21 protein-coding genes are annotated in these 22,826 nt (G+C 34.1%); 2 read left to right on the plus strand and 19 right to left on the minus strand.

The window, feature by feature from the left end; all coding sequences use genetic code 11:
- Window positions 1-36: 36 nt before the first annotated feature.
- The 9 genes from CHB72_RS14455 to ftcD form a co-directional block, all read right to left on the minus strand.
- Window positions 37-312, minus strand: a complete 276-nt coding sequence (locus CHB72_RS14455) for a BMC domain-containing protein (RefSeq protein WP_089283595.1) — start codon at window positions 310-312, stop codon at window positions 37-39.
- A 2-nt stretch (window positions 313-314) separates the two neighbouring features.
- Entirely contained in the window at window positions 315-692 is a 378-nt protein-coding gene (locus tag CHB72_RS14460) for a BMC domain-containing protein (protein WP_089283596.1), read from the minus strand.
- A 29-nt stretch (window positions 693-721) separates the two neighbouring features.
- Window positions 722-1,015, minus strand: coding sequence for a hypothetical protein (locus tag CHB72_RS14465; protein WP_089283597.1), 294 nt, complete (start codon window positions 1,013-1,015; stop codon window positions 722-724).
- A 28-nt stretch (window positions 1,016-1,043) separates the two neighbouring features.
- Complete coding sequence (locus tag CHB72_RS14470; protein ID WP_089283598.1) at window positions 1,044-1,310, minus strand: BMC domain-containing protein; 267 nt, start codon at window positions 1,308-1,310, stop codon at window positions 1,044-1,046.
- A 15-nt stretch (window positions 1,311-1,325) separates the two neighbouring features.
- A complete protein-coding gene (locus tag CHB72_RS14475; RefSeq protein WP_089283599.1) occupies window positions 1,326-2,684 on the minus strand; it encodes a UbiD family decarboxylase in 1,359 nt (452 codons plus the stop codon).
- A 141-nt stretch (window positions 2,685-2,825) separates the two neighbouring features.
- Window positions 2,826-3,380: a UbiX family flavin prenyltransferase gene (locus tag CHB72_RS14480; protein WP_089283600.1), complete on the minus strand. Its 555-nt coding sequence runs from the start codon at window positions 3,378-3,380 to the stop codon at window positions 2,826-2,828.
- A 39-nt stretch (window positions 3,381-3,419) separates the two neighbouring features.
- The gene (locus CHB72_RS14485) at window positions 3,420-4,022 is read right to left on the minus strand and encodes a cysteine hydrolase family protein (RefSeq protein WP_089283601.1); all 603 of its coding nucleotides are present in this window, start codon (window positions 4,020-4,022) and stop codon (window positions 3,420-3,422) included.
- Window positions 4,023-4,034: 12 nt separating this feature from the next.
- Window positions 4,035-5,450, minus strand: coding sequence for a dihydroorotase (locus tag CHB72_RS14490; protein WP_089283602.1), 1,416 nt, complete (start codon window positions 5,448-5,450; stop codon window positions 4,035-4,037).
- A gap of 335 nt (window positions 5,451-5,785) precedes the next feature.
- Complete coding sequence (ftcD, locus tag CHB72_RS14495) at window positions 5,786-6,694, minus strand: glutamate formimidoyltransferase (RefSeq protein ID WP_089283603.1); 909 nt, start codon at window positions 6,692-6,694, stop codon at window positions 5,786-5,788.
- Window positions 6,695-7,122: 428 nt separating this feature from the next.
- On the opposite strand from ftcD, the gene CHB72_RS14500 reads away from it, so the two are divergent.
- Window positions 7,123-7,815: a cyclase family protein gene (locus CHB72_RS14500; protein ID WP_089283604.1), complete on the plus strand. Its 693-nt coding sequence runs from the start codon at window positions 7,123-7,125 to the stop codon at window positions 7,813-7,815.
- A 79-nt stretch (window positions 7,816-7,894) separates the two neighbouring features.
- Here the strand turns inward: CHB72_RS14500 and CHB72_RS14505 are convergent, their stop codons facing one another.
- Entirely contained in the window at window positions 7,895-9,553 is a 1,659-nt protein-coding gene (locus tag CHB72_RS14505) for a PucR family transcriptional regulator (protein ID WP_089283605.1), read from the minus strand.
- 600 nt (window positions 9,554-10,153) lie between these two features.
- On the opposite strand from CHB72_RS14505, the gene CHB72_RS14510 reads away from it, so the two are divergent.
- Window positions 10,154-10,495, plus strand: a complete 342-nt coding sequence (locus tag CHB72_RS14510) for a hypothetical protein (protein WP_089283606.1) — start codon at window positions 10,154-10,156, stop codon at window positions 10,493-10,495.
- Between the two features lie 149 nt (window positions 10,496-10,644).
- Here CHB72_RS14510 and gdhA read toward each other — a convergent pair whose 3' ends face one another.
- From gdhA to CHB72_RS14555, 9 genes are all read right to left on the minus strand, one after another.
- Window positions 10,645-11,979: an NADP-specific glutamate dehydrogenase gene (gene gdhA / locus CHB72_RS14515; RefSeq protein ID WP_089283607.1), complete on the minus strand. Its 1,335-nt coding sequence runs from the start codon at window positions 11,977-11,979 to the stop codon at window positions 10,645-10,647.
- A gap of 329 nt (window positions 11,980-12,308) precedes the next feature.
- Complete coding sequence (locus CHB72_RS14520) at window positions 12,309-13,328, minus strand: GIY-YIG nuclease family protein (protein WP_089283608.1); 1,020 nt, start codon at window positions 13,326-13,328, stop codon at window positions 12,309-12,311.
- Window positions 13,329-13,777: 449 nt separating this feature from the next.
- Window positions 13,778-15,250, minus strand: coding sequence for a xylulokinase (gene xylB / locus CHB72_RS14525; RefSeq protein WP_089283609.1), 1,473 nt, complete (start codon window positions 15,248-15,250; stop codon window positions 13,778-13,780).
- A gap of 27 nt (window positions 15,251-15,277) precedes the next feature.
- The gene (locus CHB72_RS14530; protein WP_089283610.1) at window positions 15,278-16,318 is read right to left on the minus strand and encodes an NAD(P)-dependent alcohol dehydrogenase; all 1,041 of its coding nucleotides are present in this window, start codon (window positions 16,316-16,318) and stop codon (window positions 15,278-15,280) included.
- A gap of 96 nt (window positions 16,319-16,414) precedes the next feature.
- A complete protein-coding gene (locus tag CHB72_RS14535) occupies window positions 16,415-17,410 on the minus strand; it encodes a sugar ABC transporter substrate-binding protein (RefSeq protein ID WP_089283611.1) in 996 nt (331 codons plus the stop codon).
- A gap of 48 nt (window positions 17,411-17,458) precedes the next feature.
- Window positions 17,459-18,448 carry an ABC transporter permease gene (locus tag CHB72_RS14540; protein WP_330397047.1) on the minus strand — a complete coding sequence of 330 codons (990 nt, stop codon included), beginning with the start codon at window positions 18,446-18,448 and terminating at the stop codon, window positions 17,459-17,461.
- Between the two features lie 15 nt (window positions 18,449-18,463).
- Window positions 18,464-19,960, minus strand: a complete 1,497-nt coding sequence (locus CHB72_RS14545) for a sugar ABC transporter ATP-binding protein (RefSeq protein WP_089283654.1) — start codon at window positions 19,958-19,960, stop codon at window positions 18,464-18,466.
- Window positions 19,961-20,012: 52 nt separating this feature from the next.
- Complete coding sequence (locus tag CHB72_RS14550) at window positions 20,013-21,014, minus strand: LacI family DNA-binding transcriptional regulator (protein ID WP_089283612.1); 1,002 nt, start codon at window positions 21,012-21,014, stop codon at window positions 20,013-20,015.
- Window positions 21,015-21,679: 665 nt separating this feature from the next.
- Window positions 21,680-22,780, minus strand: a complete 1,101-nt coding sequence (locus CHB72_RS14555; protein ID WP_089283613.1) for a TolC family protein — start codon at window positions 22,778-22,780, stop codon at window positions 21,680-21,682.
- Window positions 22,781-22,826 lie beyond the last annotated feature (46 nt).

A 22,826-nucleotide genomic window follows, 5' to 3' on the forward strand; every position in this document is an offset into this window, starting at 1 on the left:
AATCATAGAGTAGGAGGCTTCTCCCATTAACGATGATTATTCTCCCTTAAGCAGCACTCTTTCTACTTCTGCATGGGGTCTTGGAATTACATGTACAGAGTGAAGTTCCCCAACAGCTCTAGCAGCCTCTGCTCCAGCATCAGTAGCAGCCTTTACTGCCCCTACATCTCCCCTCACCATTACAGTTACAAGCCCGAAACCTATCTTTTCATATCCAACCAAAGTAACATTTGCCGCTTTAACCATGGCATCTGCTGCTTCTACTGCCCCTACCAATCCTTTAGTTTCTATCATGCCTAATGCTTGACTCATATTTATTCCTCCTTCTTTTTGTCTTCACTATTATTTTCTTCTACACCCTCAGATTCTTTTAGTTGTTCTCTAACTGCCTTTTTCTGTAAGTTTTTTTCAAAGGCCTTTATTATTAAATCAACCTCTTCATGGGGTCTAGGAATAACATGGTGGGACAATACAGTTCCTACTTTGCTAGCAGCAGCCACCCCTGCCTCCACGCTAGCCTTAACAGCTGCAACTTCTCCTGCTATATGAACAGTTACACTTACAGCTTTACCCGCCCCTATTACTTTTTCGTATCCTACTAATTTAACATCTGCTGCTTTACCTGCTGCATCCAAGGCTGTAATAGCCGTCGTTAATCCTATTGCTTCAATTAATCCCAAGGCTGCCCTCACGAAAACACCCCCTATTTCTCTTTTTTAATTTAGTAGAATCCTTTCCTCTCTCTCCCCTTATCCTCTTCACTTTCTTCCCTCTGAAGCTTACCAGTCTTAGCTGCAAGCTCTGATAATGTTACAATTTGAAGCTCTTCGTTATCATTTGTTGAAAAACCCTTATCCCTTAGATTTTCATTTTTTTTGTTTTTGTGAATTAAATTAATTAGTAAATCCTCTTCTTTTTTTTGTAGACTCACACTTGTTTTTTCTCTACATTCCTCTCTTTTTAAAGATTTATGAGCAATATTGCTCATAACCACCTTTGTTAATGGATTTGCCAATACGATCACCACCATTTACTATGCTATCTTAATCTAACAACTTATCAACTTCATCATGGGGTCTTGCAATTACATTTGTGGAAATAATTTCTGCTATAGATTCGACTGTTTCTACTGCGTTTGCTACAGCCGCCTGCACCGCTGCAACTTCTCCTCCTACCATTACAGCTACAATTCCTGACCCTACATAGTTGAAATCAATAATTTTTACATCAGCTGATTTTACCATCGTGTCAGCCGCCTGTATGGCGGCTACTAAACTTCTTGTTTCTATCATTCCTAACGCTTGCTTCATATGGCATGACCATCCTTACCTATAATTTTCCCCCTGGAAGTACTTAGAAATATCTATTTTCTCATAACCAGGAATAACCGCTCTTTCAAATCTTTTGCCCAATTCTCCTATAGGTTTTGTTGCATCTATCCCTACTTTATCCGTTATACCGCTTAAGCTATGAGAGGGTTCTAGTCCTGACCCCAATGCTCCAGGTACAATAACTAAGTCTTTAGATGCCTGCATCCTTGTTGCAATGGCCCACTCTATATCGTCGGGACTAAAGATATCTACATCATCATCCACTACAACCACATGTTTCACATCTTTACTACTGGCTAATGCACCTAAAATGGCACTTTTGCCATCCCCCTCTTGTCGCTTATGAATTGAGACAAATGCGTGAAATCTACATCCTCCCGATACGGTTACGTTCACGTCCTTCACATCCACTAAGTTTTTCACTGCTGTGTAAAGCTCAATTTCTCGGATCAATCCATTGGATAGGTGCTCTTCTCTACAGGGAAATGCGGTTTGAAAAATAGGATCATTTCGATGCATTACAGTTTTTATTTCTACTACTGGATGGGGTGCTACACCACCATAATAACCCATCAATTCTCCAAAGGGGCCCTCATCTTTTCTGCGATGAGGCGGCATAATACCTTCTAACACAATTTCTCCATAGGCTGGTACTTCTAAATCAACACTATGACATTTCACTAGTTCTAAAGCCTCTCCCCTAAGGGCACTGTCTACTTCATATTTATCTACCCCATAGACTTCACTGCTCACCTGAGAAGCTAGCAATAGACTATAATCATAACCTAACAATATAGCCACCTCTAAAGGCTTATTTTGTTCCTCCATCTGCAAAAACTGCTTGGTAGCTAAGGGAGAAGCAATCAATATACTGATCTCATTTCCTCCGTTAACCTGTAGTCTTCGAACAGATATATGCCGCTTACCGGTTTCAGGATCTTTTACAACTACAATGCCTGAAGTAATATAGCTGGAGGAATCCTCTTCATGGAAGGTAGGAATAGGAAACATTTTCGGAATATCAATATTTCTAGTAATAATGTTCTCCATGACTGCCCCTTTTGCCAAAAACTTTGTAGCTTTTGGATTAGCAATAGCATCCATCATTCTATAAATTCTTTCTTCATGTTTCATCCCCAGCATCTCATAATAGATTTCTCTATTTCCGAATAAAGCCCCCGCTACTGGCATTTTGTTACCCTTTACCTTACTAAACATGATAGGCACTTCGTTTTTAAAACATTTTAAGACTGCCCCTAATTCAAATTTAGGATCCACTTCTACATTACATACCTGTAAATATCCCTTATTTTTTAATTGATCAATAGCAGCCCTAAGCATTTGGGTTTCCATCCTCAGCTTACCCTCCTCTCCGTATCCTAGACATACGCCCCTAAATTTTAATATACTAAGGTCTACATTTGCAGCCCTGGTTTTGGGCGAAACCGTAGGCCGTGTATATTAAAATTTAACTTTAAAGGCATATGTCTATATCTATTCTCCCCACCTTTTAAATAAACCATGGTCTATTCCCATTTGATCCAATGCTCTCCCCACCATAATGCTTACAATATCCTCAATGGTCTCGGGATGATGATAAAAACCAGGTGAAGCTGGCAAAATAGTGACCCCTAGCTTTGCCAACTTCATCATATTTTCTAAATGTATTACACTTAAAGGTGTCTCCCGTGGAACCATCACCAGTTTTCGTCCTTCTTTAATGGTTACATCAGCAGCTCTAGTTAAAAGATTATCTGATATACCATGGGCTACTGCTGCTAAAGTCCTCATAGAGCATGGAACAATAATCATTCCATCGGTTTTAAAGGAACCACTAGAAATAGAAGCAGCTAGATTTTTGTTGTCATGATGGACAGAAGCCAATTCCTTTAATTCTTCTAATCCCACACCACATTCATGCTTTGCAACGTATTCTCCCATGGTAGATACAACCAAATGGGTCTCAATTTCCAGGGTCTGTAATACTTTTAAAAGTCCAATACCATAGATAGCGCAGCTACCTCCTGTGATACCTACAACAATTTTCATAGCTTAGCACCACTTTCTATCTGAAGAAATGTCATTTTTTTACTTAACTTTATTTTGTGTATCTCCTCCACCAATCCATGGATCTTCACTGTTTTTCCAAGCCTTGATGTATTCATCGATTGTCATTACTTTCGTGAAGATACTTAAATCATTCAAACCATACTGATGCATTTCTTCAGTCTTTGAAGCACAACCATCACTCAAGGTAATTACTTTATAGGCACGGGCTAAAGCATCGGTTGCTGTACTTCTTACACATACATTGGTCCAAACCCCTGTCACTACAACAGTATCAATAGCTTCCTCTCTTAAATACAAATCAAGGTCTGTATGAGCAAAGCCGCTGTGTCTTCTTTTAGGCACGATGTATTCATCACCCTCTGGATATAGCTCTGGAATAAAATCTGATCCCCAGCTTCCCTTCACTGCATGCGCTGGTCTTACACGAAAGTCAGCATCATTTTTTCTATGGGCCTCTTGAATATGAACTAAGTGAATATCATCATCCTTACGACTTCTAATCCATTTAAATAGTTTTTGAAGGTCAGGTATGATGGTTTCTCCACCGGGACATCGGAGAGAAGCCCTTTCTCCTACAAAATCATTTAACATATCTATTACGAGTACCGCATGTCTAGACATAAAATCTCCTCCTTAATATTTAATTACTCTATCTAGTTTTTGAATACTTTGTCTTCTGACAAATTGTCCAAAGCCTTCTTCTCCAACAATACCGATTTCATCATCGTATACGAGGGTACCTCTCACAACCGTTTTTACTGGCTTCCCCTTTAGCTTAATTCCATGTAATGGATTGTATTTTGCCATAGAATAGGTTTTCTTTTGATCAATTGTCCACTCTTTTTCAAGATCAATGATAGTAAAGTCTGCATCTGATCCAATATGCATTGCACCCTTTTTAGGATATAGTCCATACTGCTTTGCTGCATTGGTACTTAACACCTCTACCATTTTACTAAGGGTCAATCTTCCCTTGTTATAGCCTTCGCTTACGATAATAGGAACTAATGTTTCCACCCCAGGGATTCCTGGGAAAGCAGTCCAAATGTTCACACCTTCAGCCTCTTTTTCTGTTGCGATTTCATAAGGAGCATGATCAGTACCCATAAAATCTACACTGCCATTTTGTAGACCTTCCCAAAGCTCTTCATTATCTCTCTTTGTTCTAAGTGGGGGTGCAATTTTAGCATACTGTCGGTGCTCCGTCATAGCATCTTGATAATTTAGCGTTAGATAATGGGGACAGGTTTCAGAGGTTACATCTAAACCCTTCTTTTTCGCCTCACCTACTAGTTTTGCTCCGATGCCTGTGCTCATATGAACGATGTGTAATCTTGCACCAGTTTCTTCAGCAAAGCTTATTCCCAATTGAATAGCAGCCTTTTCAGCTAATTCTAGTCTTGCTTCAGCCCAAGCTGGTCCATCCAATCTACCTTCCTTCTGAAACTTATTTACATAATAGTCACACATAGCGTAGTTTTCGGCATGAATTCCTACTGGTAATCCAGTTTCTGCAACCCATCTAAAGGCCTCTAGCATTTCAGGGTCTGTTACTCTTTCATAGGTTGGCACCGATGGAGTCATATAAACCTTATAGGCGCATACCCCATAATCAGCTTGTTCTTTAATAATTTCTTTTTTACCTGCTCTTATATCTTCCCCAGTAACACCGCCCCACATTGCATAATCTATAATAGCCTTATCTTTAATAGCGTTCAGCTTTGATTCTAATTCTTCTACGCCTCTTACTGATGGTTTAGAACAGCAGGGCATATCCATAATTGTGGTTAAGCCTCCAGCAGCAGCCGAGGAGGTTCCTGTCAAGAAATTTTCTCTATGGGTAAAGCCTGGGTCCATAAAATGAGTATGGGAATCAAAGCAACCCGGAATTGTTAAATGACCTTCTGCATTAATTTCCTTGTCATATTCAATTCCTTCTAAATCTGTTAAAAAGCCTGCTATTTTTTCATCCTTTACAAGAATATGAGTTAATACGGTATCGTCTCCCTGTGGTATCCTTGCATTTTTCACAATCACATCATACTTCATATGAAATCCCCCTTTTTTATAATAAAGTTATCTTTATCCTTCGGTGTATTGCTAAGACTCCCGCTTCTTCTAGATAAACAAACTAAGCGACTAACACAAAATCAAAGATTTTGGTTATCTGCTTATAGATAAACAAACTAAGTGACCAACACGAAAGTTAGAAACCAAACTTTCGGTTGTCTACTTAAAGCGGGAGATCAAGCACTACATCCTCGAAGTAAATTCGGCTACAATTCAGTGGGAGTAAAAACTCCCTCTAGATAAACAAACTAAGTGATCAACTCGAAAGTTACAAATCAAACTTTCGGTTGCCTACTTATGAATTAAGTCTCATTTTATTTCATTAAATGACTTTCTAATATTTGATCCTTTCTAAAGTTCTCTAAGCCTAAATAATATTCTAGAGAATTCAATAGATAGTCTAACTTCACCGGACCCACGATTTCTGATCCAGTAACTGCTACACCATACCGTTCAGCCTCTTGCTTTACAAAATTGAAGGCTCTATATAGAGGCGTAGCACCACAGTCAAACATATTCACAGAAACAACTACCCCAGATCTTTCTGGAAACTTAATTCCTACAGCTCTAACGGTGCTAAAGCCTCCACTTGGTCCCCGCACCCCTTTAGCAATGGTCTTTGCGATTGTTACATCTTCAGTTGCTAAAAAAACATTATAGGCGGTTAACCCCTCAACATCAGCACTGACAATCGTTGCTCCCGCTGTTGGATGTAAAACAGCTGGCCCTATATCAGGTCTTCTCTCCTCCTTGTGGACAGCTTGCTTCAATCCCTCATATTGCCCCTCACGAATAAAGGAAAGTACTTTTCTCTCTTCGCATCTGGCATTTGCTCCAGAAAAATATACAGGTACTTTAAAGCGTTTATAGACTTCTTCACCAATCTCCTCCGCCAAAGCTTTACATTCCTCTAAAGAAATATTTTTGAATGGAAATAAAGGAATGGTGTCTTGAGCTCCTATTCTTGGATGCGTCCCCTGCTGTTCCTCCATATTAATTAATTCATAGCTTTTGCCAGCCAAAATCAGCAGAGCTTCCTTTAAAGCCTCTGGTTCTCCAATAAGCGTTACAACTGTTCTATTGAAGTCATACTCTGGTTCATAATTGATTAGTGTCACTCCTTCTATGTTTTTTAAAGGTTCTACGATTGATTCGATGACTTCTTTTCTTCTGCCTTCACTGAAATTAGGCACTGCTAGAATATACTTTTTCTCACCTGTCATAGCTAAGCCCCCTCTTCTTCTAAATAATATCTTACTTGTTTTTGCATAGGATTTATTTCTGCCTCATTTTCATTTTATTCTGAAACTTCAATAGAAAATTCCATAAAAATACTAAATCACCTTTGTATGATATATACAAATGTACATAGTTATAAAGCATTATATTTCCAGTAATTTTGTAATAAGTATACAAATTTATCTTGTGTTTTTTTAATTGTTTTGGAGCTATTTTGCTTAAACCTTATAAAATAAAGATTCCCGCTGTTAAAGTTTCCTTTGTTTTTAATCCTAGAATAATGATATTAATTTATATTGAGTAGGAATTTTCTGAAAAAGGATGTATAATATAATCATCATCGCCTTAGTCTTTTCTAATTTTGAAAACCCTTATCCCATTTCATGATTAAGATGAAGAAAGGAGAATGATGATGGCTTTACGGTTAATTGATTTATCTCAAGAAATTTTTCAAGGAATGTCTGTATTCCCTATGCACCAACCGACCTTCATTATGACCAATATGACCCACGAGGAAAATATGCAAGCTACTGGTAGCAAAACCTTAGGCTTTTCTGCACGAAATCTCTTAATTAGTGAGCATGGCGGTACCCACTGTGACGCAGTTTGGGAGTATAAGTCCTCAGGTTCTACAATCGATAAAATGCCTCTTCACCATTTTTGGGGAAGTGCTATCTGTATCGATTTATCTTGTGTTTCCCCAACTCAATACATAGAAGTTGAGGATTTAGCTTCTGCCCTTGCTAAATCTGGTCTTACCATTGAAAAGGGGGATATTATTCTATTATATACAGGTCACTTTGATCGCTACTTTGGCACCGATCAATGGCAAACTACCTATAGTGGTTTAAGCTATAGGGCGGCAAAATGGCTGGCAGAAAAAGGCGTTGTGAATATTGGTGTAGATGCTCCAGCAATTGATCATCCGGAGGATTTAGACTTCTCAGGTCATTTGGTTTGTGGTGAATATGATATTACCAATACCGAAAATCTCTGTAACCTGCATCTAGTAGTAAACAAACGGTTTTTGTATTTTGGACTTCCTTTAAAAATTCGAGATGGCTCTGGTTCACCGATACGTGCGATTGCATTATTGGAGGAATAAGTAGATGAGCAAAATCTATGATTTTGTGTCAGTCACTTATACAAGGTGAAATTTAAGCCCTTACTTTATTTAGTAAGGGCTATTTTTTGAGTAATTTTTTAATTTTAATTGCTATTTCCAGATTTAAACGATCTTTATGATCCTCTAAATTCATACCTGTAATCTTTTGAATTCTTTGAATACGATATAGGGTGGTATTGTAATGTGTGAATAAATCCTCTGATAGCTTCTTCAAATTTCCATTGCTTTGAAAGTACATATCTAAGGTTTTTACTAATTCAGCTGATCTTTTTCTATCATATTCTACCAAAGGTAAAATAGTAGCTTCATAAAATCTTTCTAATTCCTCTCGTAAAGAATCTTGACATAATATTTTATAAATTCCCATTTTCTCAAAATAAGTCATGTTTATTTCCCCTATCAGCCCACCATTTTCTATTGCCTTAATAGCATCAATATAGCTTTTGTATACCTCAGCTAATCCATGATAAGGTCTACCTATTCCAATTTTATATTGTTTTTCTTTTAGACGTTGCCCTAAGTTTTTTTGCAGGCATTCACAAAACTCCTTTGTGGATGTCTGCATTCTGTTATCAGCTGAAAGGGTTAACAAAACGTTGATACTATCAGTTTTGTTTGCAATAAAAGCTTTAAGGTTCAACTCATTTAACAATGCTTCAATGTCGCTATTTAAAATGGCTATTATTTTTAACATTTCGTCAGTAACCATAGTTTTCTGGCTTTCCAACTGAATAACTACCATAATATATTCTTCCTCTAGCCCTAATTTAAAAACCTCTGCTCTTTCCAAAGCTTTTTCCTTTCTATTTTTATCTAATGACAGAAGATCCTCCAAAAACTCAGCACGATATCTATTTTCTACATCTCGTACTGATATCTGTTTAAGAATCTCCAAAGCAATTGTTGTAGAGGCTGTTTCTAAAACAGATAGATCAAAACCTCCTAGAGGTGTTTGCATGGCCCAGGAGAAAATATGTCCATAAACATTGTTTTTTACTACAATAGGCATTACCATTCTTCTGAAATACTTACCTTGAATGTTTTCTACTGTTTCTTCAAATTTTCTTTTATTTATTATTTTGCCTTTAGAGGATTCATAAAACCCGCTGAAGTTTTCCAGCAAAAAAACTCTTGTTTCTCCTTCAATATCCCCTAATTCCATTATTATTTCATTTGTAAATTCTAATCTGATTAAAACAGGATTCCGTAAATTCTCATATATCACTTTCCCCATATCCTTAATCTTTCCACCACTCAAGACAACGTTCATGAGTTGTTCATGGACTTTCTCCAATCTTTGTAGTAAAGAAGCCTGCTTGTTAAATATCTCCATGAAAACAGGAGTCATAATATCTGAAAAAGGAATTGCATAGTATAAGTCAATAATTGGAAAGTTCAAGAAATCAGCAAGATCAACTACTTCTTGAGATATAGATTCTAAATAGGGATATATTTTAATTCCAATTCCCGCTAATCCTTTTTTTGCACATTCTCGAATCAACTTTTTTTGTGTTTCCACATCGTCCTTTTTGAAGGAATAAGCAGTAGTTAATAGAAGTTCCCCTGCATCTACCCAGTTGAGAATATCAGGATCTGCCATGATATTTACTCTCGATACAGTATTTCGACTTCCTTTAAAGCCTGCTATCAATTTACATTTTTCCATGCATTCCATTCTCATAACATCGTCTATCGTAATGCCATTTTGCCTTCTCATAAATATCCCACTCCTAATTACCAATATTTCTTTGTTAGGTTAATGATATTGTCATTCATTTAATTCGATAGCTTGTCTTGGTAACTTTCATGTGAAGCCCCATTTATGTGAGACAGATGCTTAAAATTATTAGCATGATTTGAATCTAACTACTACTTATCGTTACTATTCTACATAACAAATAAAAATCCTGTGAAAACACCATTGTTTTTTAGATCATTTATCATTCTGAATGTAACGAAGTGAAATGAAGAATCTTTAAAGCCTTTTAAATACTTAGATTCTTCGCCAAGGCTCAGAATTCTATATTAAATTTAAAAATATCAAAAAAAAAAATATAATATAAAAAGTTCAAATTCTATTATCTCATCCTTAAAATCCCCAAAATGACATAGAAGTCCTCTCAAGGAGAAAATTAAACAACTTTAGCTTATTCTTTTCCTCTCTTTTATGTGTTCATATATCTAAAGTGGTGCATACTAAATGTAAGATCTATATTAAAATGATCTACTCAAAATTGAATACCCACATTCCAAGTTATATATAGTCTAGTTACAACAAATTAGTACTATATGCCATGTGAAAGAAAGGGGTAATAAAATGCGAGGAAAAATAATCTTCGTCAACGAAGTTATTAGTGCCATTGCATACCTCAAAGCCGCCCAAAATTATTTGAATGATTTGCCTTATCATACTCTATTTATTTATGAAACTCTAGGTATGCACGGTTTTGACAAGGCAAATGAATTAGTTATAGAGATATTAAAGGAATATGGAACCATTAGTTCTAAAATAAAATCAATAAAGCACTTAGATATATGTCCTGAAACTAATCATGATGCTTCTATGATTTTATACGATGCTCAACAAAATGTAGATTATTTGCTAGGTATTTTAAATCAACTCAAAAAAGAGGAAAAAAAACTATTAGATAGGAACTAGGAAAGGCTCGTAGAGCTTTTCCTAGTTTTTGCACTCTGTGAAAGTGACTGACACCAAATCAAAGATTTGTGTCATCTACTTTTATAGCACTTAATTATTTTTCATAAGTTTATTTATAGATTCATTTGCAGTTCAATCTATAATCATATTTATATTCCTTGTGCATACATTGCATTAGCAATTTTCAAGAATCCTGCTATATTAGCACCAATCACAAGGTTATTTTCATAACCATATTCTTTTGCAACAGTACTTGTATTTTTATAGATATCAATCATAATATTTTTAAGCCTAGCATCAACTTCTTCAAATGTCCATGAATATCTCACACTATTTTGAGCCATTTCAAGACCTGAAGTAGCAACTCCACCGGCATTAGCCGCCTTTGCAGGTCCAAATACAATTCCATTTTCAATGAATAGCTTTACTGCCTCAGATGTTACTGGCATGTTAGCACCTTCACCAACTGCAAAGCAACCATTGTCAATAAGCATCTTTGCAGCCTGCTCGTCAAGTTCATTCTGAGTAGCACATGGCAGCGCTATATCACATTTTATTGACCAAATATTTGAACATCCCTCAGTATACTTTGCATTTGGATGGTATTTTATATACTCACTAATTCTTTTTCTTTCAATTTCTTTAATTTGTTTTATAGTATCTAATTTAATACCATCAGCGTCATATATATATCCACTGGAATCACTTAAAGCTACAACTTTACCGCCTAATTGCTGAGCTTTTTCAGTTGCATAAATAGCGACGTTACCAGAACCAGATACAACAACGGTAGCACCTTGAAATGATTTTCTAATCATGGATTCCATTGCTTCCTCCATAAAGTAACAAAGTCCGTAACCAGTAGCCTCAGTTCTTACACGACTTCCACCCCAAGTTAATCCTTTTCCAGTTAATGTACCTGTAAAATTATTTCTAATTCTTTTGTACATACCATACATATAACCAATTTCACGTGCACCAACTCCAATATCACCTGCTGGAACATCAGTATTTTCTCCGATATGTCTGTAAAGTTCTATCATAAAACTTTGACAAAATCTCATGACTTCTCGATCTGATTTTCCTTTAGGGTCAAAGTCACTTCCACCTTTTCCCCCACCTAGTGGTAGTCCAGTCAATGAATTCTTAAACATTTGTTCAAATCCTAAAAATTTTATTATACCAAGATTAACCGATGGATGAAATCTTAAACCACCTTTGTAAGGCCCAATTGCACTGTTGAATTGAACTCTAAAACCTCTGTTTATCTGAATATCACCATTGTCATCGATCCATGGCACACTAAAGATTACTTGCCTTTCAGGTTCAACAATTTGATTCAATATTCTTCTTTTAAGCCACTGTGGTTTTTTTTCCACTACAGGTTCTAAAGATTCTAGAACTTCTTTTACCGCCTGATGAAATTCTGGCTCATTTGGATCTCTTTTAATAACCTGTTCCATAACATTTTGTAATAATTCCATTTTTATCTAACTCCTTTATGATATTTTCATTACCTGATTAAATTTGTTATATTTATGCAGCTTCTATAATACCTATACAAAATATAATTTTTAATTATACCAAAAATAGACAAGTTTCACAAGCTGTAATATTTAAAATTTTCTAACTATTTTATTTGTTTTTTAGTTATTTTTACATGTATTATTGATAATTATCTTATGAATTATTCTCCACTCTTAACCGTAAAATTACTATTTTTATTGAAATTAAAATATATCAAATATTTTGATAATTATCTTCTTTTGAAAATATCTTAATCTATTTTTAAATTCTTAAAAAGTATATAAAGTTAATTATTTTTCATAAGTTTATTTATAAATTCATCTGTATTATAATTATTGTCAATAGTTAATAATACTTTTGAAGTTGTATCCCTAATTTCGGCCTTAATAATATTTTTAAAATCTAAATCACTTTTTTCATTTTTATTATGGGATATATCGTTTTCTAACTTTTGAGCTTGTATTAAAAATTCTTCAAGAGCTTTTCCTGTTAGTTTTTTATATTTCTTTTTTAGAATGATATTATTATTTGAAATATAAAAAATCTTATATCCATTTTCTATTTTCTCACCTATTAAAACCCTTGAAGTCCTTAAATTACTATTTTCATTAACAAGAGAATCATCTAAATATTTTATATAGTGCAGTATATCTCTATAAATTGAAGCTGTCTCAAATTGAAATTCTGAAGCAGCTAATTGCATCTTACTTTCAATCTCAGATAAGAATTTTAACATCTTTTTTTTCTTTGAAAATATCTCAATTATACAATTTTTATTCTCTTCAAATGTCTCTTTTTTTATAGGTTGTGGCAGCATATTGTATGTAAAATCGTATGCGTTTTCATATTTTGATATTGGATATATGTGTTCAAAAAAATTTATTATAGCAAAAAGTATATTTTTACTTCTATATGGTCCAAAGCAATTTTCATTCTCTCTTTCATCCACTATTGTTATAGGTTTATTCTTAAAGCAATGCTCTATCTTTAAATACTTATATTTCTTATCGTTTTTGAATTGAACATTGTATATAGGCTTCATTTTTTTTATGAGGGCACATTCTAGTAGCTGCGCTTCTAAATGTGTATCCGTAACAATAAAATCTATATCATGGATATGAAACACCATTTTTTTTATCTTATTCCACTTGTGTTGTGTATTAAAATATGACTTCACCCTTGACTTTAACGACTTGCTTTTTCCAATATATATAATGTTTCCATCAGAATCCTTCATCTGGTAGATGCCTGGTTTTGCTGGTACAGAATTAATTTTTTCGACTAAACACTTTGGTATTTTTGACAAATTAACCACCTGCTAGATTTAATTTCTAACTCTTCTTATTTTATTAATAGTATACAATAGTTTCTCAAAGGTTTATATATTTTAAACCTTTCTTCGCAGACAATTTTTAAAATACCAACCAGCTAATTGTTATAAATTAAACATAATATCTTGAACAATAGCTTAATTCTTAACTGCTATAGACATACGCTTTTAAAACTAAATTTTAATATACACGGGCTACGGTTTCGCCCAAAACCGTGGGCTGCAAATGTAGCCCTTAGTATATTAAAATTTAGAGGCGTATGTCTATATGGATATATGCTTCTATGCTTTAATTTCAATGCACATCCATCGTATAAATATTAATCTATAAATATAAAAAGCCACATACAATGTGACTTTTAAATATGGATTCCACTGATCCCAATAGTCTAACTTAAACTCAAGACGTCTCTTACTAAGAAGTTTTAAGTTAACTGCTTAAATAACTCTTTTGTTGCAGGATAAATTTTTCTAAACTTTTTATATTTTTTATTATAAAGCTGGCTATTTTCTTTGTTAGGGTTAATGCTTTCAGTTATTTTAATAAATTTACAGCAAGCATTTTCAACTGTATCAAAAAGTCCAAATCCAACTGAAGCTAATATTGCTGCGCCGTATGAAGGACCTTCATTTGTATTAAGCTTATTCACTTTTACATTTAATACATCAGCTATAATCTCACACCAAAGTTTACTTTTCGCACCGCCACCATTAATATTAATGCTAGTAATCTCAACGCCCATTTCTTTCATGATTTCAAATGTATCACGGAGGGAGAATGCAACACCTTCTAATACAGCCCGAGTCATATGTTTTCTTTCATGGGTAATATTTAAGCCTATAAAGGTTCCTCTACAGTTAGGATCATTGTGAGGCGTCCTTTCCCCCATTAAGTATGGGAGATAAAACAAATTATCATCTATTGTCACTTCTTTAGCTTCATTTAATAATCCATCAAAGTCATCTGATTTATTTATTTTTTCAACCCACCATTTAAGTGATGCTGCCGCTGCAAGTGTTACTCCCATAAGATGATATTTTCCATTTGCGTGACAGAATGAATGTAAGCTATTATTTCCATCAACAAAAAATTGTTCATTTGATGTAAAAACAACGCCCGAAGTCCCAAGAGATAACGAACACGAACCACTTCCTACTACGCCACCGCCAACAGCGGCAACAGCTTGATCTCCACCACCAATAATAATTTTTACATTCTTATTTAATCCTAGCTCATCAGCAAGTTCAGATTTTATGTCCCCAATTACTTCATAGGATTCATATAAGTTAGGTAATTGTCCTTCAGAAATATCCAAAAGCTTTAACATCTCTAATGACCATTTTCTATTTTTTACATCTAGATATAGAGTGCCTGATGCATCTGACATATCCGTAGCAAATACACCTGACATTTTGTATGCTAAGTAATCTTTAGGAAGCATGATCTTCTTCATTGTAGCAAAATTTTCTGGTTCATTTTCTTTTAACCATAAAATTTTAGGAGCAGTAAATCCTGCCAAAGCTAAATTTCCTGTCCACTCAGATATTTTACTTCTTCCGATTTCATTATTAAGATACTCACATTCTTTATCAGTTCTTTGATCATTCCAAAGAATTGCAGGTCTTACAACTTTATCATTTTCGTCAAGGGTAACCAATCCATGCATTTGTCCACTAAAGCTTATTGCTTTCACTTCATTTTTATCTAAACCGTCTAAAAGTTCCCCGAGTCCATCTATAGATTGCTTCCACCAATCCTCTGGATTTTGTTCAGACCAAAGAGGTTTAGGAAAAGATAGTGGATATTCTTTGCCAATGGATTTGATAATCTTTCCATTTTCATCAATCACAATGATTTTTACTGATGTTGTTCCAATATCTATACCTATAAAATACATTATTTCCCTTCTTTCTGTTTAAGCAATTTACTGTATCTTAATCACAGCTTTTACAACATCCCTTGCATTACCCACAACAAAATCAAAAGCTTCTTTAGTATGCTCAAAATCGAATTCATGACTTACAATGTCTTTTACATTTATAGCTCCACTTGCAATAGCATTAATCGCAATAGGATATAGATTTCTATAGCGGAAAACCGTCTTTACTTCCGCTTCTTTAGCCATAAGTTTCATGAAGTTAAATTCCACTTCATCTTTAGGTGTCATTCCAACCAAAACAATTGTTCCACCAGTCTTTACTACATCTACTGTATGTTTGACAGTAGCCTCAGCCCCTGCGGCATCAATCACAACGTCCGCACCTTTACCCTCTGTTAATTCTTCTATTTTCTTTAAAACATCAACATCTTTTGCGTTGATTATATCAGTCGCCCCAATTTTTTTTGCAGTTTCAAGTCTATTATCTAATATATCCACAACAATTATTTTAGAAGCACCTTTCGCTTTACAGGATAGTATCGTCACAAGTCCAATGCATCCTGTTCCAAAAATAACAACAGCATCACCCAGCTTTACTCCACCTTGATTAGATGCATGCAATCCTACTGCCAGTGGTTCTACTAATGCTCCTTCTACATTAGATACACTTTCTGGTAACTTAAAGCACATATCCTCAGGGTGAGAAACATAGTTTGCAAATACGCCATGATATGGTGGTGTAGCAAAAAATTCTACGTCTGGACAAAGATTATATTTACCACCTTTACAGAATTCACATTTTCCGCATGCCTTACCTGGTTCTAACGCAACTCTATCTCCGATAGAAAGGTTTTTTACATCCTTGCCCACTTCTACAACTTCTCCGGCACATTCATGACCTAGAATAAAATCGCCTTCAACAACGAAATCACCTATTTTCCCATGTTGATAATAATGGACATCTGACCCACATATGCCAACAGTATCTATTTTTATTAAAACATCCTTATCTGTTAATTCAGGCATTGGAATATCCTTAATAGTCATATTATTTATACCCTGCATAAAGACAGCTTTGTTATTCATTTTTTCAACCTCCATGTTTTTTAGTCTTTATAATTAAATTGGTACGCGTACTATTTCTAGCCGCGCACCAAATATTTAATTAATAAGCAATGCTTACTATCTTATGGCCCCTGCCCTTTTGTGCATTTCAATGTACTCTGTAACATTGTCTTTATTAATCAAAGGGCAATCGATGTCAATATCAATTTGCGTTTCAACACCAGTTAAAAGTTTATTGCTAGTATCTAAAAGTGCTGATGCAAGAGCATATGCACTTTGTAAGCTTGTAGAAGTCATTACCCCTTCTTCAATTAATAACACAGCTTCAGCGGTTCCATCAACACCATAAGCTAATATTTCGCTAAATCTAGAATCGTCTTTAATAACTTCTAGAGCACCCGCAGCCATGTTGTCATTCATCGCAATAATAGCATCAATTTTACTATTCGCTTGTACCCATGTTTCCATATAGTTCATAGCTTCATCTTTGTTCCAGTTGGCGATTTCTTCTCCAACAATTTTTACATCAGGACGTTTGTCAAAAAACTCTTTTTGCCAGCTGTCACGTCTTGCATCAGCATGGAAGTTTCCTGGAGGTCCTTTCAGCACAACTACGTTTGCATTTTGAGGAATCTGCTCAAGTGCAACAACAGCATTTACTTTAGCTTGCTCATATGGGTCAGCATCAACAGAAGATGCTCCTTGAATACCATCAATTCGAGCATTGGTAGTAATAGTAATTATACCTGCTGCGACGGCTTTTTCAGCATATGGTCTTTGCGCTTCACCATTATTTGGCTGAATAATAATTGCATCGTATTTACTTGTAATAGCATTCTCAATCAATGCATTTTGTGTAGAATCAGAAGCTTGCCCATCAAATATGTCGACAACAATGTTGTCATATTTATCAGCTTCTTCTTTAACAGCATTTGCCAGCCATGCTGCGAAAGAGTCTGCCTGTGCTCTTGCCACATAGGCAACTCTATAAACCTTGTCTCCACTTTCTTCTGGTTCGCCTGTTCCTTCTTCATTTGTAGCAGGACTTGTACAACCTGCCAACATAGACATGATTAATGTTGCTACTAAAAAAACTGCTAACCATTTTTTCATTTCATTTCCCCCTAAAGTTTTATTTTAATAGATATGCTCTATTAAAGCCTACTTTGACTTTGCCTCTATATTTCCAAGTTTACGCTTTGTTCTTTTTGTCTTTGCCCATATATCATATATTACAGCTAGTGCTATTATGGCACCGCGAATAATTTGTTGCAAATATGAGTTTACTCGTGTTAAAACCATAATATTATCTAAAAAACCAACTATAAATGCGCCTGCTAAGGTCCCTATGGCTGTACCAATGCCACCTGTAAAGCTTGTCCCACCAATTACTGCTGCAGTAAGTGCATGAAATTCAAATCCAATTGCACCATTGGGCATACCACCATTGACCCGAGACATAAATATTACTCCTGCTATACCAACAAATATTCCATTAATAATAAATGCTTTCATCTTTATTTTATTTACATTTATGCCAGATGCATTTGCCGCTTCTTCATTTCCTCCAATTGCATATACGGACCTACCCAGAACTGTATGCTTTAATATATACCATGTTACTAATAAAATAATTGCCATGAATACTATTGGTGTAGGAATACCCAAAATTGATCCTTGTCCAAACTTCACATAATCTCCAATTTGATAAATATTTTGTCCATTAGTATATAGCAATGCTGCCCCTCGGGCCATCGTCATCATAGCAAGGGTTGCAATAAAAGGCGGTGTCTTATACTTAGTAACCATTAATCCATTGATTATATTGCATACTACACTAGCTATAATAGCCACTAAAAAAGCAAGTAAAAGTGATTCTGTCATTGTATAGACCGATACAGAAAGCACTCCTGCTAGTGCTAGAACCGAACCAGATGATAAGTCCAACATACCAGATATAATTAGTATTGTTTGACCAAAGGCAAGTATCGTAACTACAGAAATTTGCCTTGAAATATTGGATAGATTGTTGACTGATAAAAAGTTTTCATTTACAACCGAACATATAATAAACAGTACAGCAAGTACTAAAAATATACTGTATTTGCTTTTAATGTCCGACCATATTTTATTCATATTACTGGTTTTCACGTTATTCACCTCGATTTAACTTGTTGTTTTAGTAGCAAATCTCATAATGCCTTCTTGTGAGAAGGTTTCTCTACTTAGTTCTCCTGCGATCCTGCCTTTTGCCATAATATAAATTCTGTCACACATTCCTATAAGTTCTGGAAGTTCTGAAGAAACCATTATAATCCCCTTTTTCTGCTTTGCAAGTTCTGTCATTAATTTATATATTTCAAACTTTGCACCAACATCGATTCCTCGTGTTGGCTCATCTAAAATCAAAACATCTGGGTCCGTGACCATCCATTTAGCCAAAATAACCTTTTGTTGATTTCCTCCACTTAATGATTCGATGGAAGTTTCAATTGACGGTGTTTTCACCCTCATTTTTGTACAATAATCCCCAATTGTATCATTTTCTTCTTTTGCATGGAGTCTCCCACCATAGATAAATTTTTTCAAACTGCCTAAAGAAACGTTTTCTTTCACACTTCTAACAGGTATTATTCCATATCTTCTCCTATCTTCTGAAAGCATTACCATTTTTTTATCTATGCTATCTTTAACATTTCTAATTCTTACTTTTTCTCCTTTAATTGTAATTTCCCCTGATTGATACTCATCAAGTCCAAATAAGCACCTCATAATCTCAGTTCTACCTGCCCCCATAAGACCTGCAAATCCAACAATTTCTCCTTCATAAACACAGAAACTTACTTCTCGGAAATTCCCCTCATTCGTTAAGTTTTTAACCTCAAGTAGTTTTTCACCAATTTCGATATCTTCTTTTGGAAAATTATTTTCTAGTTTTCTTCCAACCATTTGAGCGATAACAGTTTCCATATCATAATCTTCTTTTGCTCTTGAATCTATAACACATCCATCTCTAAATATCGTTATTTCATCAGCGATTTTAAAAATTTCATCCATCTTATGGGATATATATATGATGCTTGCACCTCTATCTCTTAGTTCATTAATCTTTTTAAACAACAGTTCAACTTCTTTTTGAGTAATTGCGGAGGTAGGTTCATCCATTATAATAATATCAGAGTTATAAGAAATAGCTTTTAATATCTCTAGCATTTGTATATCTGAAACTGTCAAATCCTTAAGCTTTGTCTCAGGTAAATAGTTTAGGCTTTCCTTCTTTAACAACGTAATTGTTCGCTTTCTTATTTCAGCCCAATCCACGTTCCCATACTTATTTATAGGCCAATTACCAACAAATAGACTCTCTTCAATTGTCATTTCTGGCATATAGTTTAGCTCTTGAAATATCATTGATATACCAAGACTTCTTGCCTTAATAGGATTTTGTATTTCTACAACCTTTTCATCAATTAATATCTCTCCTGCATCAGCTTTGTAAATTCCATTTATAATTTTCATTAATGTGGATTTACCAGCACCATTTTCTCCACATAATACATGAACTGTACCTTTCTTTACGGAAAAATTAATTTTATCTAATGCCTTAACACCAGGAAAAGATTTTTCAATATTAGAAACTCTTAATTTTATGTCCACATCCATTTTTTCTCCTTTCATATATTTAACTTATTTCACCTAATATTCGTTCTTCTTATTATATAGAAGGCTCATACTTCAGATTTGCGGATATAGTCGTCTCTCTCTCGATTAGTTTTGTTTCCATGATATAATCCTCAATAGAAACGTTTTCTCCGTTGATTAATTTAATTAATAATTCGATAATAGTATTACCTAACTCTTCTATAGGCTGATTTATAGTAGTTAAAGAAGGGTACAATAATTCCCCAATAAAACTATTATCAAATCCAATGATTTGAACTTCCTGTGGGATTTCAACTCCTCTTTTTTTAAGGAATCTCATTACTGTAGCGGCAGCAATATCGTTAAAAACGAATATTCCATCATAATCACTAATATTGTCCATGCTGTTTATATCTGCTTCTAGCATTTCAACTTGAAAGTCACTTTGAAATTCAATGAAATCAATTTCTATGTTCTTAGCTTTTGCTGCATCTAAGAATCCTTCATATCTCAGTTCCGTTGCTTCAAAAGACTTAGGTCCTTTTATATGCAATATTTTTCTGCACCCTTTTTTATATAAATGGTCAAAGGCCATTTTCCCACCATTATAGTTATCAGAGGAAATCGTAATAATGTTATCTAATATGTGATTCTCAAATGCTACTACTGGAATATCAATATTTGTGTATTCTTCCTTGCATTGACTTCTGGAAGCAATAATTCCTGCTACTCTATGACTTTGCAAAACCTCTAAATAATTTTTTTCCTTCTCTTTGTCATCATCTGTGTTACATAAAAATATAGTATATCCCATATTTTTTGCATATTCTTCAATTATGGACGCCATTTGGTTAAAAAAGGGATTGGATATATTAGGAACCATTAATCCTATTATCTTGGAATTCTTTGTAAACATTGCTCTAGCTAATGCATTTGGTGTGTAATTTAATTCTTCAACAACCTTTTGAATTTTTTTCCTTGATTCTTCACTTACATAACCGGTATCATTTAAATACCTAGATACTGTAGCAATACCTATGCCTGCTTTTTTTGCAATTTCTCTAATATTTGACATGAGCCATCTTACTCCTATTTCACTTTATATAGTCCAACTAAATTATAATTTGAGCCAATCTTTTGTATTCTTTTGTCTTAATCTATCAATCATCCAGATTTTACTTTATTAAGCTTACCTTTTAATAACATACGGGATGCTTCTGATAATATCACTCATTATTTTGCTATATTTCTTGTTTAAGTTAGTTTATATGAATAGCCATATGGAACATGTTCCATATATGATGTAAAAATTGTCCCTACGTCGATCATTTACATTTTGTTCCGCCAAATTTATCTTTGAATAATAAACTGAATACGCTTCTATACATTATGCATTATCTTTTCATTGTAACTTGTGCCTGATCGGTTATAGGGAACATATGTAACATTTTTCCTATATATTAAATAAGTTGTCTTTCCTTTTTCTTGCTTAAGTTAATATATCAACGAAAGAATATGGAACATGTTCCATATTAATTATACCACTATATTTTGTCACCTGTCAATATAATTCTAAATTTTCCGTTTTATTTTTTTGTTAATGCTTTTATTAGCGTTTAACTAATAGATTACATGATAATGCCGCCTTTTGGTGGCATTATCATGTGTATATTTAATTCTTATATAGAAATAAGTATATTTTCTAAAAATTTACACCGCTATTTATACCCTCATTTTTTTTTACAAATAAGGTTTATAAAGCAATTCTTTTTGTTTCTCATGATCCATTGCTTTGTTTTTAATATCATTTTTCAACTGAATAATTTGCAATTCAGCTTCTTGTAGTTGGGAACTAATTGCAACTCCTGCATTGTACTGAGTATGTAGAATTTCCAATGTATTTTCTGCACTTTTAAGATTATCCTCTAAAATTTCATAAGATTTTTCTGTTTGTCGGATTTGATTATAGGTGTTTCTTATGGATTCTTCTAAACTAATTTTTAAAGTAGCTAAATTATTTTTCTCAACACTTATATTTATTTTTTTCGTGTCATAAGAATCTCCTCCTACATTATAAACGTGTAGAACTAAATCTAACTCAGCCATTTCTATTTTCTTTTCCTGATTCCATATAGAAGGATTATTGCTTAACACCCTAGATACAAATGAATTAATATCTGTATCTTTCAACGGTTCATAAACATCAGTTTCTTCCAGTACATATTCTTGGCTATTTTTTATACCTAATAGTGTATTTAGCCTTAAATATGCAGCTTCAATGGTTTTTTGCAACATTTCTAATTCTTTTATTTTCTTATCATATGCTTCTTGTTGATTTTTTAGTTCATGTGCGCTAATCGTTCCTTTTTGAAACCTAGCCATCGCAGCATCTAACTTTGATTTCGTATCTTGTAGATTAAGTTCTTCTAATTTCTTATCATTTAGCAGCTTATTGACATCATTCATTGCGTTTTTTGTCTCAAAAGTGAGACTTTCTTTAGAAATCTCAATTTCTTTTTTTGCCATTTGTATGCTTGCATCTAGACTCTTTACTTTTTTTATACGACTAAAATGTGTCTCATCATCCCCACCATAAGATAATTCTCTTCCTGCAGTTTCTCTTTGTTCCTCTAATTTTTCTAGTTCTTTTAATTGATTTTTTAATTTATAGCTATAATTGATTGCTTTTTCAGCTGCCTCTTCATAAGTTAATATATTTACTAACCCAGTTTCAAAATTTTCTTCGTCATTTAAATCTATTTCTTGGTTTGCATATATAAAAGAAGCATTTAGTAATAAAAGTAAAAAAATCATTAGAATAAACATTTTCATTTTTTTCATTTTAAATAATTCTCCTTTACTTGAAAGTTTTTCTGTATTTATTTCT

Source organism: Anaerovirgula multivorans, from assembly GCF_900188145.1.
GTDB lineage: Bacteria > Bacillota > Clostridia > Peptostreptococcales > Natronincolaceae > Anaerovirgula > Anaerovirgula multivorans.